This window comes from Gallaecimonas mangrovi (assembly GCF_003367375.1).
GTDB classification, from domain to species: domain Bacteria; phylum Pseudomonadota; class Gammaproteobacteria; order Enterobacterales; family Gallaecimonadaceae; genus Gallaecimonas; species Gallaecimonas mangrovi.
The window spans coordinates 568,405-582,563 of sequence record NZ_CP031416.1 but is presented as its reverse complement, the minus strand read 5'-3'; the positions used below and the strand labels follow the sequence as shown (position 1 = coordinate 582,563).

Genomic DNA, 14,159 nt, shown 5'->3' with positions numbered 1-14,159 from the left:
CAAAAAAGGCCACCCGAAGGTGGCCTTTGCCATAGCGGTGCGTCCTTATGCAAAAGGATGGCGCAGTACCATGGTTTCCATGCGGTCAGGGCCGGTGCTGATAATGTCGATGGGCACACCGGTTAGCTCTTCAATGCGCTTCACGTAGGCACGCGCATTGGCTGGCAAACCCTCAAGGGTCGTCACGCCAACGGTGCTTTCGCTCCAACCTGGCAGTTCTTCGTATACCAGCTCAATACCTTCAAACTCTTCGGCAGCCAGTGGCGAAACTTCAACCACGTTACCGTTAGGCAGTTTGTAGGCAGTACAAATTTTCACTGTTTCCAAACCGTCCAGTACGTCCAGTTTGGTCAAACAGAAACCGGTAATTGAGTTAATTTGCACAGCGCGGCGCATAACCACAGCGTCAAACCAGCCGGTACGGCGCTTACGGCCGGTAGTGGCACCAAACTCTTTACCCACAGTTCCCAGGTGATAACCGATCTCGCAATCAAGCTCGGTAGGGAAAGGGCCACCGCCAACACGGGTGGTGTACGCTTTTACGATACCCAGTACGTAGTCCAGGTGGCAGGGGCCAAAACCGGAACCGGTAGCAACACCGCCAGCGGTGGTGTTGGAAGACGTCACGTACGGATAAGTACCGTGGTCTACGTCCAGCAAGGTACCTTGAGCACCTTCGAACATAATAGGCTCGCCGGCCTTGCGGGCTTTATCCAGCAAGTCGGTGACATCCACGGTCATGTCTTTGAGGTATTCAGCAACCGCTTTGGCTTCTTCGAGGGTTTCTTCGAAGGAAACCGGTTCTACTTTGTAGTACTCGGTCAGCATGAAGTTATGATGATCCAGCACCTCTTTGAGCTTCTCGGCGAAACGCTCAGGGTGGAACAGGTCACCCACGCGCAGTGCACGGCGAGCAACCTTATCTTCATAAGCAGGACCAATACCACGGCCAGTAGTACCGATGGCTTTAGCGCCACGGGCCTTTTCACGCGCTTGGTCAATGGCGACATGGTATTTCAGAATGAGTGGGCAGGCCTCGGAGATCTTAAGACGCTCTTTAACCGGCACACCTTTTTCTTCCAGCATGGCGATTTCGTGCATCAATGCATCCGGTGCCAGCACTACGCCGTTACCAATCAGACATTGCACGTCTTCACGAAGAATACCGGAGGGAATCAGGTGCAAAACGGTTTTTTCGCCGTTGATGACCAGGGTGTGCCCCGCATTATGGCCGCCTTGATAACGGACCACATAAGCGGCTTTGTCGGTTAAAAGGTCGACTACCTTGCCTTTGCCTTCGTCACCCCATTGGGTGCCGAGGACCACAACATTTTTGCCCATTGTCTCTCTAGGAACGTTGCTTAAAAACAGATTCTACCAAAAAACCCCCGCTGGAATTAAGGCCTAATGTTTAACCATCCATGCCAAAAGGCCACCCAGCACCAGCATAACTACGCCTATTTGCCTGATTAAAGAGGATTTTTGCTGAGAAAGTTCGGCCATTAACTGTTGCCATTTTTTTGGCATCAGGGCTGGGCCAAGCCCTTCAAGGACCAACCACAGCGCCAATAGCTGAAGAAAAGTCATCATATATCGCTCAAGACCTTAAGGTTGATATCGGCCAATTCGTGGTATGGGGCAAAACCAAAACGCAAGCGATTGTCTCGGTGATCGGTTAGCAAACCTTGAGTGCGTAAGAAATCGGCAACCCGAGACGTCGTGGCCGCATCTGCCAGTGCAAAGGTTAAAAAGTGGCCATGATGGGTCAGGTCATTGGCCAGCAGCTGCTGGCTGTTGAGTTGCGGGCTGTCGATAATAGCCAGCTGCTTTAAAAAAGCCTGCTGTAGCATTTGAATATGGGCATGGACAGCGGCCACTTCGATGCCGTCGCGTTGCCACCAGTCAAACACCGCCAGTAATCGATACAACGCCGAAAAATCAAAGGTGGCACCGGCAAAGCGCATGCCGTTGTCGGCATAAACCGTTTGTTGGCCTCGGCTTTGAGCCAAGGCGCCAAATTCGGCATACCAGCCGGTAAAACGCGGGGCCAGCTGGCAAGCAGGAGGAACGGCCATGAAACAGCAGCCCTCCCCGCCTTGCGCATATTTGTAGCCACCTGCCAGGTAAAAAACGCGGCCGGCAAGCCGGCTTAAGTCGGTCGGTAAGGCGCAAAAGCCATGGTAGCCGTCAATGGCAATAATGCAGTCCGGGTCGGGAACGGCATTCACCATGGCGGCAAGATCGTTGACGGCAACCGCCGAGTTAAAAAACACCTGGCTGAAGAACACCATGTCCCAGCCGCCCTTAGCTGCTTGCTCTATAAAGCGCTGCTCAAAGCTGGCAAAAGGTTGGGTGGGCACTTTGACCAGTTCGATGTCGCCGGCTTCGGCTAAGCGCTGGCTTTGGCGAGTGAAAGAATGAAACTCGCTATCGGTGGTGAGTACACGGGCTTTTTTCCCACGGGGCAAACAGGAAAATAGCCGCATCACAAATTCATGGGTATTGGCCGCGAAAGCCAGCTGCTTTGGGTCCGGTAGCGATAACAGCCGCGCGATATGGCGCTGCAGCGCCGGTACTTTTTCGGCAAAGAAAAAGGCCCACTTTTCATCCGCCAGGCGGGCGCTGTCATCCCAATAAGCCAGTTGCGCTTCGCGGGTGACATCCGGCCAGAAGTGGTGACTGTGGCAAGCCATGTGTAGCTTGCCTTGGTGGTGGCTTAAAAAGTGCTGGTAATGCTGCTTGAGCATAACTCCCCCATTAAAAAGCCCGGCGAACCGGGCTTTTTACTTATTTGCTTTTATCTGGACTCTTCATGTAGCGGAAGAAGTCGCTGTCTGGCTTGAGCACCAGCACGTCATTTTTGCCGGTAAAGCTCTTCTTGTAAGCTTCAAGGCTGCGGATAAAGGCAAAGAACTCCGGATCTTTGTCGTAGGCTTTGGCATAGATCTGGGCGGCGGTAGCATCACCTTCGCCGCGAATAGTACGCGACTTACGTTCAGCATCGGCCAGCAATACTGTTACCTTAGCATCCACGTCGGCGCGAATTTCTTCGGCCTTTTCCTTACCTTCTGAGCGGTGTTTCTTCGCTACCGCATTACGCTCAGCACGCATGCGGTCAAAGATGGAATTGGAGATCTCGGTGGGCAGGTTAATTTGTTTAACCCGCACATCAATCACATCAATTCCCAGCTCCTTGGCACTTTCTTTAACCTGTTTGAGGGCATCGGCCATTACTTCGGAGCGTTCGCCAGAAACAATGTCGGTAATGGTACGGGTACCAAACTCGCTACGCAGGCCGTTGTTGATTTTGTTTTTCAACAAGGTCTCGGCGTTGATCATGCTCCCGCGGTTGGTGGAGTCATAGAACTTACCGAAATCCTGGATTTTCCACTTCACATAGGAATCAACAATCAGGTCTTTTTTCTCGGAAGTGACAAAGCGGTCCTGTTCGCCTTCCCAGCTTTGAATACGGGCGTCTAAACGCCGCACCGAGTCAATAAAGGGGGCTTTAAAGTGCAGGCCTGGCTTGTACACCACCGCCTGCCCGCTGGCATCGGTATTAACCCGCTGAAAGCGCAGCACCAAAGCGCGCTGGCCTTCAGAGACCACAAACATTGAGGAGTAACCCAGCAACACCACCAGCACAACAACAATAAACAGCAGCTTTTTCATGGCTTAGTTTCTCCCTGTGCGGCCAGCGTTACGGTTAACAGCGCGCGGGTCGGAACTGGATGAGTTCGAGTTCGAACTTGGCGCCTGGTTACGCTGTAACTGGTACAGCTCATCTAAATGGTCGGTATTGGATTTTTGCGAAGGCTGTTTGTCCATCAACTTATCGATGGGCAGATACATCATGTTGCCAGCATTACCGTCTACCAACACTTTCGAGCTGTTGCCCAGAACTTGTTCCATGGTGTCTAGGTACAGGCGTTCACGGGTCACTTTCGGGTGCGCCTCGTATTCGGGCAGCAACTTATCAAAGCGGGCCACTTCACCTTGCGCCTTTAATACCACTTGCTGTTTGTAGGCGTCAGCTTCTTGGGTGATCCGCGTTGCCTTACCGCGGGCAATGGGCTCCACTTCGCTGGCATAGGCTTCAGCTTCGCGAATGTAACGCTGCTCGTCTTCTTTGGCGGCAATGGCATCATCAAAGGCCGCTTTGACTTCATCCGGCGCACGGGCAGGCAAGAAGTTCACGTCTTCAATTTGAATACCAAGATGATACTGAGCAATAGTTTTGTTGATGAGATCCCAGGTATCGCGGCGCACTTGCTCACGGCCGGTGGTGATGATGTCATCCATGGTGGTATGACCCACCACGTAACGCAGGGATGCATCGGTCGCCTGGCTCAGCGAATCAACGGCGTTGGTGACGTTAAACAAGAAGGCCTTGGGGTCAACAATCTTGTATTGCACCTCAATTTGCACCCTGACCACGTTTTCATCTTTGGTCAGCATGAAACCGGAGGCGGGAATAGACCTGACGGTACGGGTATCAACAGCGTAAACCTTGTCGATAAAGGTAGGCTTCCAATGTAAGCCGGACGACACCGTTTCTTTGTATTGGCCCAGGTGCAGTATCACACCTTGCTCAGCATTCTTGATGGTGTAGAAACCCGAAATTCCCCACACCAGCAAAGCGATGACCAACACCACAACGATGGCACCCCAGGAGAAGCTGCTGCCACGGTTATTACCGCCAAACACACCCCCCATTCTGGACCCGAGCTTTTTCATCAGCTCATCGAAGTCGGGCGGACCCTGGTCGTTACCACGGGGCTTTTTGCCGCCCCATGGGTCCTTGTCTTTGTTATTGCCCGGCTCATTCCAAGCCATTGTCTTCTCCCATCAATTTTCGTTACTAGTGCACTTTATCAGTAGCATCTGAGACGATAAAGCGCTGCAAAGACCCTTGATTCTGCTTATCCAGTCGATGCCAATCCATCTGCGGCATGCGAACCCAAAGTTGCCAATGCCCCATCTCGTCGATCTCTTCCTTGACGACAGCCTGCATGGAGAACAACTCTGCGCGTAGTTTACCTTCCACGGGTGGCAAATTAAGGGTGCCAATAAAGGTTTCGTCGGCCATGCGTTCAGACAGTGCTTTGAAAAGCAGTTCCAAACCCAGGCCTTGTTGCGCTGAAACCCAAACCGCAACCGGCGTACCGTCATCACTGCGGTCTATACGCGGTGCCACGTCATCCAGTTTATCCAGCTTGTTGTAGACCATCAGCACCGGCACGTCACCTGCGTCAATTTCCGCCAAGACTTCATTAACTTGTTGGATATTATCGCTGGCGCGCTCATCGGCTGCATCCACCACATGTAACAATAAACTGGCTTCGCGGGTTTCTTCCAAGGTGGCCTTGAAGGCAGCGACCAAATCGTGGGGCAAGTGGCGAATAAAACCGACCGTATCGGCTAATATCGCCGGCCCTACATCGGCTAGCTGTATCTTGCGAAGGGTTGGGTCCAAGGTGGCAAAAAGTTGGTCAGCGGCATAAACCTCGGCGCTAGTCAGGGCGTTAAACAACGTCGATTTACCGGCGTTGGTGTAGCCCACCAAGGATATCGTTGGCACTTCACGGCGGCTACGGGCACGCCGGCCCTGCTCGCGCTGCTTGGCCACTTTTTCCAAGCGTTTTTCAATATGGTTGATCCTGTCGCGCAGCAAGCGGCGGTCGGTTTCCAACTGCGTTTCACCCGGGCCGCGCAGGCCAATACCGCCTTTTTGTCGCTCCAGGTGCGTCCAGCCCCGTACCAAACGGGTTGATAAATGCTTGAGCTGGGCCAGCTCAACTTGCAACTTACCTTCGTGGGTTCGGGCTCGCTGGGCAAAAATATCTAGGATAAGCGTGGTTCTGTCCAAAACGCGGCACTGGAATAATTGTTCCAGGTTCCGCTCCTGAGCCGGGCTCAGGGCATGGTTGAAGATCACTACCTCGGCGCCAAGCATGCGCACCGCTTCAGCCACTTCTTCGGCCTTACCGGTACCAATATAAAATTTCGGATGGGGAGCACTGCGGCGGGTAGTGAGTACAGCCAGGGTGGTAACACCCGCTGAGTCTACGAGCATTTTCAGCTCATCCAGGTCTTCCCGGTCAGACTCAGCGGAAAAGTCCACATGAACAAGGACAGCCTGTTCGCCTCCTTCGTAACGGTCAAACAAGCTTTTCTAACCTCTTAGGATCAGGCGCTCTCATCACTGCTAGGCGTACCGGTAGTGGTATATTGATGCATGGACACGGGACGTGCGGGCACCACAGTAGAGATGGCGTGTTTATAAACCATTTGGCTCACAGTGTTTTTCAGCAACACTACGAACTGGTCGAAAGATTCAATTTGTCCCTGCAATTTAATGCCATTAACCAGATAAATAGACACTGGTACGCGTTCCTTGCGTAATGCGTTCAGGAAAGGATCCTGTAAAGATTGCCCCTTAGCCATGTTGAAATTCCTTGTTGTGATTAGGGTAGTTATTTCAAACGATTAGACCGCGCTGTCCCCTAGTATGAACCATCATTCATTGGGGATCTAGTTCACAAAGCAGCGTGTCCAAATTATGCGAATGGCCGGTTTCCAACCGAAGAAGCGGCCACTTCCAGCCATTTAGCCACGTACTTTGTCTTTTGGCCAGTTGCCCCGTTGCAATAATCGCTTTTTCTACAGCTTCATCCAGACTACATTGCCCATCAAGGTACGCCCAGAGTTGCCGGTATCCGACGCATCGAACCGAGGGTAAATCTGGGTGCAAGTCGGACCTTTGATGCAGTGCTTTTACTTCATCGAGCAAGCCTTCGGCCATCATCTGATTGAAACGTATACGGATCCGTTCTCTTAATATAGAACGCTCATTGGGCATAATAGCCACCTGAACTGTCGGATATGTGAACGGGGTTCCGGACTGAGACTGTAACTGAGTCAGGCTCTGGCCACTGAGCCGGTAGACTTCCAAGGCGCGTCCAAGACGCTGCGGGTCGTTAACGTGAATTCGCTCGGCAGCACAGGGGTCAATACGAGCAAGCTCGGCATGCATTGCCGTCCATCCCCGTTCTTGGGCCTCTTGTTCTATTTGCGCCCGCACCGCAGGGTCAGCCTTCGGCAGTGGCGACAGCCCTTCCAGCAACGCCTTGAAGTACAGCATGGTACCACCCACCAACACCGGCATTTTGCCTTGTGACAGAGTGTTTTCAATGAGCGGCTGTACGTCGTCGACAAAGTCGGCAGCGGAATAACTTTCTGCCGGGTCAATGATATCGACCAAGTGGTGCGGGTAGCGGGCTTGCTCTTGTTGGCTGGGTTTAGCGGTGCCGATATCCATGCCTTTATAAATTAAGGCGGAGTCGACGCTAATAAGCTCACAGGGAAGACGGTCATAGAGCCCCATCGCCAATGCGGTTTTGCCCGATGCCGTCGGGCCCATCAACATCACAACCGGTAGGGTCATACTTTGTCCTTCAACAGCGAATGCAAATCAAGCGGCACCAAGGCGTCCTGCTGCTGACGATGATCCAACCCTTGCCATAGCGCCATGGCCTCTTGCCACCGATACTTGCGGGGCAATTGTGCCAAAGCGTCACTTAACGCCTTTAAAGGCGCATTGTCCATTGCCGCCAGCAGCGGCAATAGCCAGTGACTGACATCAAGTTCCCGCAAGGGTTCAGGCACGGCTTTGACCATCAAGCGCCCTTTGCCCGGCTGTTGCAGGGCGATGCCCCATTGTTCAAGCTGCGCTTGATGCTGCTGAGCGCTGTCGATAAGGGCCTCATCAACGGGAATATTGACCGGCAGCAACAACGGCTGTGAGGCGGCGCCTTTTTGCACCAAATCGGCGGCCTTTTGCGCACCAATGGGCAACAAGTCAGCAGCCATTAACTGCGCTTTTTGCGACAAAATAAGCCAGCGCCCGCGCTCTAAGTGAATAGGCGTATCGCCCTGGCTAATGCTAACGGCGGCTTCCGGCACGGGCGCTGGACGAACCGGTGCCTGCCAGCGCGCAAAGGCATCTAAGGCTTCGCTGACTTGCTGGCGACTTGCCGGTGCTGATGCTTGATAGCCTTGCCGGCCCGTCGCCCGGCCAGCGAAATGTGATTCACCGCTGTGGGCATCAGGCAGCCGTTCTTCACCAACACCTGCGCCCGAAAATGCCACCGCGGCATCAGCAACTACCTGCGCTAAGGCATCGCTCAGCGCTTTACCGATAAAGTCGTGCACCAGGCGTGCGTCATGAAAGCGCACCTCATGTTTTGCTGGGTGCACGTTGACATCAACAGCATTGGCCGGCAGTTCCACGAACAGCACATAGGCGCCGTGTTGGCCTTCACCCAGCAGTGGCCCATAGGCTTCTTTAACGGCATGGTTAATCAGCTTGTCACGCATCATCCGGCCATTGACGTAGCAATACTGCAAATCGGGATGATTGCGCGGCTGCTCGCTTATCCAGCCCCATAACCTCAGCTGCTGGTGCTGGTTATCAATGGCCAAGCAGTGGCGGCCAAACTCCTGGCCACAAACCACCGCCAGCCGTTGCAGTGCCTGCTCGGCATTGGCCGCCGGATACTGGCGCATCACCTTGCCGTTATGGCGAAGCACCAAGCCAACATCCATTTTGCTCAGGGCAATACGCCGTACCAGCTCATCAATATGGGCAAATTCGGTTTTTTCCGCCCGTAAGAATTTACGCCGCGCCGGGGTGTTAAAAAACAGGTCATGCACTTCAACGGTGGTGCCCACCGGGTGTGCGGCTGGCGTAACCGTTACTTCCATCTCCCGGCCTTCGGCCTGGGCGGCCCAAGCTTCGCTGGCATCCATGGTGCGGGAAGTTAAGGTTAGCCTTGAAACAGAAGACACCGACGCCAGCGCTTCACCGCGAAAGCCCAGGGAAAAGATGGCTTCAAGGTCGTCCAAGGTGGCAATTTTCGAGGTTGCATGCCGGCTAAGCGCCAAGGTTAATTCGTCTTTGGGGATGCCAGAGCCGTTGTCACGCACCCGAATTAACCGCTGGCCGCCTTTATCAATATCAATTTCAATGCGCGAGGCACCGGCATCAATACTGTTTTCAACCAGTTCCTTGACCACCGAAGCCGGTCTTTCGACCACTTCACCGGCAGCAATTTGGTTAGCCAGCCGCGCTGGCAAAATACGAATGGGCATCAGCTTGAAGGTATTGTCAGTTTTTGGCCAATCAACAGGGTATTGGAATGCAAACCATTAGCCGCCTTGATAGCCGCCACCGAGGTATTGTAGCGCGCAGCCAGTGCCGAGAGCGAGTCACCACTTTTCACCACATGCACCCGGTTATCTTGCTGGGCAAAAAGGGTGCCGGGGGGCGGCGAGGCGCTGAAGTATTCTTTCAAGGCCTTGGCTAAAGCATTGGCAATACGGCCCTGGTGATAACTGCTATTGAGGAGCTTTTCATCAGAAGGGTTAGACAAAAAACCGGTTTCAACAAGCACCGACGGAATGTCAGGTGCGGTGAGTACCCCAAGGCTTTTCGGCTGCGGGCTGTTTTTATGCAGCCTGGTGACCTTCGACAGCTCCTTTAGCATTAACGAGCCAATGTCTTGGCCCACCGAGCGGCTGTGGTCCATAGACATATCTAGTAACGCCTGGGCGAGATACTGCTCTTGCTTGGTGTCTTCAATCACTTCCGCGGCGCCACCTAATAGCTCAGAGTGGCGATCTTTCTCATCCACCCATTTGTTTATCACCCGGTTAGCTCTATTGGTATTAAGCACCCACACCGAGGCGCCACGGGGGCTGGTGGAACCGCCAATAGAGTCGGCATGAATAGACACCAGCATGTCGGCCTTTTTCTTACGGGCAATATCCGCGCGCTCTACCACGCCAATATAGTGATCGCTACTGCGGGTCATTACCGCTTTAATACCGGGAATTCGGTCTAAATCTACCCGCAACTTTTTGGCGATGGCGAGGGTGATGTTTTTCTCATAGACATGGCCTCGGCCAATGGAGCCTGGGTCGTGGCCACCGTGGCCGGGGTCAATGGCAATAATGATGTCGCGCCCGCGGGCGGGGGGCGTTATCGCTTGGGGCTTGGGCGCAGGTGCCACAGCCGCAGAGTGAACTTGGCCATTGCCGGTCAGGTCAATCACCAAGCGGTCACCGTTACCGTCACTTGGCCCAAGCGTAAAAAGAGTCACCTTGGCGCTGTGGGTCAGCTCCAAAACCAGGCGCAATTCGCCTTTTTGTTTTGGCGTGGAGGTACGGACCTTGGTCAGTAACCGTGAATCGCCCACCCGCAGCGGCAGCTTCATCTTGAGCTGGGTACTGCGTAAGTCGATAACCAAACGGTCAGGGTTTTTGAGGGAAAAATAGGAATATTCGGGCTTAGTGCCCACATCCAACACTACCCGGGTTTTAGCCTCGGTGGGCCAAATGCGTACTTCGTCTAGGCTGTTCGCCCACAGCGGCAGACAAACAATCCACAGTAGAAAGCCAGGTAGCCAACGCTTCATATTAAAAGGACAACCTCTCCAGGGTTTCTTTGCCAGTCGAACTCATGGCCTCAAGCTTAGCGGCCCGCCCCTGGTTCTGATAATCGAGAGACAACACCAGATCGGCAGCAGGCAATACGCCTTCGCCTTTTTGCGGCCACTCGATCAGGCAGATGCAATCTTTGCCAAAGTAATCGCGCACGCCCATGAATTCAAGCTCTTCCGGGTCAGAAAGTCTATAAAGATCAAAATGATATACCCTAACATTCGGCAACTCATAAGGCTCGACAAGGGTATAAGTTGGACTCTTGACACGACCTGAATGACCAAGGCCTTGAATAAGGCCTCGGCTCAGCGTTGTTTTGCCAGCACCTAGGTCGCCCAACAAGTGCAAGGTCATACCGGGCCTTACTGCCTTGGCCAAGGCTTGCCCCAATGCCACAGTGGCATCGTCGTTGGCTAAGTAAATGTCACGCATTAATGAGTTTCCGCACCCACACAAAAAGATCGCTGGCCAGAGTGCCTATCACTCCGGATTCGCCCGCTCTGCGTCCGGCTTCGCCATGAAGCGCAGCGCCTAGCAAAGCGGCATTGACCGGGCTTAACCCCTGCGCCAATAGCGCGCCAATGATACCAGAAAGCACATCTCCCATGCCTCCCACCGCCATGGCCGGGCTTCCTACCGCCAGCAGCCAGATATTGTTGCCATCGCACACCAAGGTGCCGGCACCTTTTAATAGCACCACCGACTGGTAACGCGCGGCCAAGGCCCTGACGGCGCCAGGCCGGTCGGCCTCAATATCTTGAATGGTGGTTCCCAGCAAGCGCGCCGCTTCCCCTGGGTGCGGCGTTAACACGCTATTGGGTACCGGCCTTGGATGAGCAGCTAGCAAGTTCAAAGCATCCGCATCAATCACCTTGGGTACCGGGTAGCTCAGGGCCTTATCGAAGAAGCTCTGTGCCCAGGGGTTTTGCCCCAAGCCGGGCCCCACCGCTACGGCGCGAGGGGAAAAGGCGTCGTCTGGCCATTGCTCAGCGCCCACCACCATCAATTCTGCTGCTTCCAGCATGACCGCCAGCGCACTGCCCGGATGCGTAAAGACTTTCACCAACCCGGCACCGGTGCGAAGGGCGGCATGTCCTGCCAAGCGAATGGCGCCGCTCATCCCCAAGTTGCCCCCCACTAACAGTAAGCGGCCGCTGTCACCTTTATGGGCGGTGAGTTTTCGGGTGGGCCGCAGTGCGGTAAGGGTATCGAAATCACAGGCGGTTATCGCCACAGTGGCATTGGGGGATAGTTCCAAAGTGGCCAGCCAGGCTTGTTGCCAAGACGCCCGCCCCTGCCCGGTCAAAAGCCCCGCTTTGGGGAAAATAAAGGTCACCACCGCGGCCGCCATAAAGGCAGGCCCCCACCAATGGCCGGTGTCACTTGCCAAACCGCTAGGCACATCAATCGACAGTATCGGCAGCGCCGTTTGCGCTAAAAATTGCTGCAAGGGCTGTACCTTGCCACGTACTTCGCTGTTAAGGCCCATACCGAGTAGGCCATCTACCACCACATCGGCCAGACACGGCTGCGGCAACTGGGCCAGCAACTGGCCACCTTTTTGGTAAAAGGCTTCGCATGCCTGGCGGGCTTCTGCTGCTTTGGGGTCGCCGCTGGCCACCAGCGTCACTTGCAAACCGTCTTCCACGGCGTGGCGGGCCAGAACATACGCATCGCCGCCATTATTGCCGGAACCGGCCAATACCAATAGGTGTTTGGCATCCGGCCAGCGCTGGCGCAATAACGAATAGGCCGCCAACCCGGCGCGCTCCATTAGCTGATAAAGGCTAAGGCCAGCGGCCTCAGCCAGTGATTTTTCCAACACTTTTAATTCGGCCGCTGTCGGCAAAGGGCTCGGCAGCGCTTTTAATAAGGGAGTTAACATAACCACCTCCTCACGCTTTCTATTGAGCTTACCAACACCTGCGCCGCTGGCCCACAATGAAAGTGGATATGCTACCCTGCGCCCAAGAGCGACAAGGGCCTGACTGTGACCGATTTCCACCAACTTGCCGATGACATTAAACGCTGGGGACGCGAGCTTGGCTTTGCCGAGGTTGGTATTACCGATACCAACCTCAAGAGCCATGAAGCGGCGCTGCAGGCTTGGTTAGACGCCGGTCACCATGGCGAAATGGACTACATGTCTCGCCATGGCATGTTAAGAGCAAGGCCAGATGAATTGCTTCCCGGCACCTTGCGGGTGATAAGCGCGCGCATGGATTATCTGCCCCCCAAGGCACGCTTTGGCGAAATTTTAGGTAATGCAGAAAAAGGCTATGTGTCGCGCTACGCCTTGGGCCGCGACTACCACAAGCTGCTGCGCAGTCGCCTTAAAAAACTTGGCGAACGCATTCAAGAGGCCTGTGGCGACCTGCAGTTTCGCCCTTTTGTAGACTCAGCGCCGATCATGGAAAGGCCGCTGGCTGAAAAAGCCGGCCTTGGCTGGGTGGGTAAACACAGCTTGCTGTTAAATCCCGAGGGTGGGTCTTTTTTCTTTCTCGGCGAATTGCTGGTGGACTTACCGCTGCCAACAGACGCCGCCTTTGGCGAAGAAAAATGCGGGAAATGCGTGGCCTGCATGACCATTTGCCCAACCCAGGCCATCGTAGAGCCTTATGTGGTTGATGCCAGACGCTGTATTTCCTACCTCACCATCGAGCTCAAAGGTGCCATTCCCGAAGCGATGCGGCCACTGATTGGCAACCGCATCTACGGCTGTGACGACTGCCAGCTGATTTGCCCCTGGAACCGTTTTGCTCACCTCAGCCAAGAGCCGGACTTTGCGCCAAGAAGCGCCTTGCATGCGCCAGATTTGTTGGCGCTGTGGGCCTGGGATGAAAACACCTTTTTGAAAATCACCGAAGGCTCCCCTATCCGCCGCATTGGCTTTGAGCGCTGGCAACGCAATATTGCCGTCGCCCTTGGCAATGCCCCGCCAAGCGCGGCCATTATCGATGCCCTCAATAGCCGCCTAGCGGGCGCCAGTGAACTGGTGGCCGAACACATCACTTGGGCACTAAAGCGTCAGCAGCAACCCACCAGCAGCATCAATAACGGGCAGCAAAAGGCCCGCTTGGTGCGGGCCATTCATAAAGGTTTGCCAGACAGCGCTTAAGACTTAGGTACAGTCATTTCACGGGTCCAGACAATAATGCCGTTGGCCAGGGTCATTACCCGCAAGCGCAGGGTGTTACCGTCTTCGCGAATTTGTCCGTACAGCAAGTATTGATGGCCACCTTCGCGGCCAGCTTGGCGCGCTGCCAGCAAATCAAAGCCATCGGCACTGGCAGAAAGGTCGGCCACATTACGGCCATCTTGGCTAAGTTGGTTGATAACCTTCTCAGTGAGCGCCTGGGTGTCGATACGGCGGTTGGAATAGTTAGCCACTTTCACCACCGCCACATCCCCTTCGGGCAAGGTGGCGGCCAAGCCTTTCAGCGCCGTTGCCATTTCATCATTTTGAGCTGCCGGTTTATTGGCGGGTGGCTGTTCTGGCGGCCTAACTCCCGCGCTGCTACAACCTGCCAGCACCAATACCAAGCCCATGGCTGCCAATCTCATCGTCTGCATGCCTTTCCTCCTAGGAGTAGCTTGCTAATGACAGCATTAACTTTTGATGAATTATCACCTGTTCGAAAGCCAGCCAACAGTGA

Annotated in this window: 14 protein-coding genes; 1 reads left to right on the top strand and 13 read right to left on the bottom strand. The window is 54.4% G+C overall.

Annotated features, from left to right (window positions below; all coding sequences use genetic code 11):
- Positions 1-45: 45 nt before the first annotated feature.
- The 12 genes from DW350_RS02750 to DW350_RS02695 form a co-directional block, all read right to left on the bottom strand.
- Entirely contained in the window at positions 46-1,341 is a 1,296-nt protein-coding gene (locus DW350_RS02750) for an adenylosuccinate synthase (RefSeq protein ID WP_115717385.1), read from the bottom strand.
- A 63-nt stretch (positions 1,342-1,404) separates the two neighbouring features.
- Positions 1,405-1,590, bottom strand: a complete 186-nt coding sequence (locus DW350_RS02745) for a DUF2065 domain-containing protein (protein WP_115717384.1) — start codon at positions 1,588-1,590, stop codon at positions 1,405-1,407.
- Complete coding sequence (locus DW350_RS02740) at positions 1,587-2,747, bottom strand: aminotransferase class V-fold PLP-dependent enzyme (RefSeq protein ID WP_115717383.1); 1,161 nt, start codon at positions 2,745-2,747, stop codon at positions 1,587-1,589. The genes DW350_RS02745 and DW350_RS02740 overlap by 4 nt, the downstream gene beginning before the upstream one ends.
- 40 nt (positions 2,748-2,787) lie before the next feature.
- Positions 2,788-3,672 (bottom strand): protease modulator HflC, encoded by an 885-nt coding sequence (gene hflC, locus DW350_RS02735; RefSeq protein ID WP_115717382.1) that lies wholly within the window; start codon positions 3,670-3,672, stop codon positions 2,788-2,790.
- Between the two features lie 3 nt (positions 3,673-3,675).
- Entirely contained in the window at positions 3,676-4,836 is a 1,161-nt protein-coding gene (gene hflK / locus DW350_RS02730) for an FtsH protease activity modulator HflK (RefSeq protein ID WP_115717381.1), read from the bottom strand.
- 25 nt (positions 4,837-4,861) lie between these two features.
- A complete protein-coding gene (gene hflX, locus DW350_RS02725; RefSeq protein ID WP_115717380.1) occupies positions 4,862-6,169 on the bottom strand; it encodes a ribosome rescue GTPase HflX in 1,308 nt (435 codons plus the stop codon).
- A gap of 20 nt (positions 6,170-6,189) precedes the next feature.
- Positions 6,190-6,447, bottom strand: coding sequence for an RNA chaperone Hfq (gene hfq, locus DW350_RS02720; RefSeq protein WP_115717379.1), 258 nt, complete (start codon positions 6,445-6,447; stop codon positions 6,190-6,192).
- A gap of 76 nt (positions 6,448-6,523) precedes the next feature.
- A complete protein-coding gene (gene miaA, locus DW350_RS02715; RefSeq protein WP_115717378.1) occupies positions 6,524-7,447 on the bottom strand; it encodes a tRNA (adenosine(37)-N6)-dimethylallyltransferase MiaA in 924 nt (307 codons plus the stop codon).
- Positions 7,444-9,153 (bottom strand): DNA mismatch repair endonuclease MutL, encoded by a 1,710-nt coding sequence (gene mutL, locus DW350_RS02710; protein WP_115717377.1) that lies wholly within the window; start codon positions 9,151-9,153, stop codon positions 7,444-7,446. Before mutL ends, miaA begins: the two co-directional genes overlap by 4 nt.
- Positions 9,153-10,478 (bottom strand): N-acetylmuramoyl-L-alanine amidase, encoded by a 1,326-nt coding sequence (locus DW350_RS02705; RefSeq protein ID WP_115717376.1) that lies wholly within the window; start codon positions 10,476-10,478, stop codon positions 9,153-9,155. The genes mutL and DW350_RS02705 overlap by 1 nt, the downstream gene beginning before the upstream one ends.
- A 1-nt stretch (position 10,479) precedes the next feature.
- Positions 10,480-10,935, bottom strand: coding sequence for a tRNA (adenosine(37)-N6)-threonylcarbamoyltransferase complex ATPase subunit type 1 TsaE (gene tsaE, locus DW350_RS02700; protein WP_115717375.1), 456 nt, complete (start codon positions 10,933-10,935; stop codon positions 10,480-10,482).
- On the bottom strand, positions 10,928-12,388 hold the full coding sequence (locus tag DW350_RS02695) for an NAD(P)H-hydrate dehydratase (RefSeq protein ID WP_115717374.1): 1,461 nt from the start codon (positions 12,386-12,388) through the stop codon (positions 10,928-10,930). Before DW350_RS02695 ends, tsaE begins: the two co-directional genes overlap by 8 nt.
- Positions 12,389-12,493: 105 nt before the next feature.
- Between DW350_RS02695 and queG the strand changes: the two genes are divergently transcribed.
- Positions 12,494-13,621 carry a tRNA epoxyqueuosine(34) reductase QueG gene (queG, locus tag DW350_RS02690; protein WP_115717373.1) on the top strand — a complete coding sequence of 376 codons (1,128 nt, stop codon included), beginning with the start codon at positions 12,494-12,496 and terminating at the stop codon, positions 13,619-13,621.
- On the opposite strand, the gene DW350_RS02685 is transcribed toward queG, so the two are convergent.
- Positions 13,618-14,076: an LpoB-related protein gene (locus DW350_RS02685; protein WP_115717372.1), complete on the bottom strand. Its 459-nt coding sequence runs from the start codon at positions 14,074-14,076 to the stop codon at positions 13,618-13,620. The genes queG and DW350_RS02685 overlap by 4 nt on opposite strands.
- Between the last annotated feature and the right edge of the window lie 83 nt (positions 14,077-14,159).

Coding starts and splice junctions, on each gene's coding strand:
- DW350_RS02750 (WP_115717385.1), bottom strand. CDS start 1,341: ATGGGCAAAAATGTTGTGGTCCTCGGCACCCAATGGGGTGACGAAGGC.
- DW350_RS02745 (WP_115717384.1), bottom strand. CDS start 1,590: ATGATGACTTTTCTTCAGCTATTGGCGCTGTGGTTGGTCCTTGAAGGG.
- DW350_RS02740 (WP_115717383.1), bottom strand. CDS start 2,747: ATGCTCAAGCAGCATTACCAGCACTTTTTAAGCCACCACCAAGGCAAG.
- hflC (WP_115717382.1), bottom strand. CDS start 3,672: ATGAAAAAGCTGCTGTTTATTGTTGTTGTGCTGGTGGTGTTGCTGGGT.
- hflK (WP_115717381.1), bottom strand. CDS start 4,836: ATGGCTTGGAATGAGCCGGGCAATAACAAAGACAAGGACCCATGGGGC.
- hfq (WP_115717379.1), bottom strand. CDS start 6,447: ATGGCTAAGGGGCAATCTTTACAGGATCCTTTCCTGAACGCATTACGC.
- miaA (WP_115717378.1), bottom strand. CDS start 7,447: ATGACCCTACCGGTTGTGATGTTGATGGGCCCGACGGCATCGGGCAAA.
- mutL (WP_115717377.1), bottom strand. CDS start 9,153: ATGCCCATTCGTATTTTGCCAGCGCGGCTGGCTAACCAAATTGCTGCC.
- DW350_RS02705 (WP_115717376.1), bottom strand. CDS start 10,478: ATGAAGCGTTGGCTACCTGGCTTTCTACTGTGGATTGTTTGTCTGCCG.
- tsaE (WP_115717375.1), bottom strand. CDS start 10,935: ATGCGTGACATTTACTTAGCCAACGACGATGCCACTGTGGCATTGGGG.
- DW350_RS02695 (WP_115717374.1), bottom strand. CDS start 12,388: ATGTTAACTCCCTTATTAAAAGCGCTGCCGAGCCCTTTGCCGACAGCG.
- DW350_RS02685 (WP_115717372.1), bottom strand. CDS start 14,076: ATGCAGACGATGAGATTGGCAGCCATGGGCTTGGTATTGGTGCTGGCA.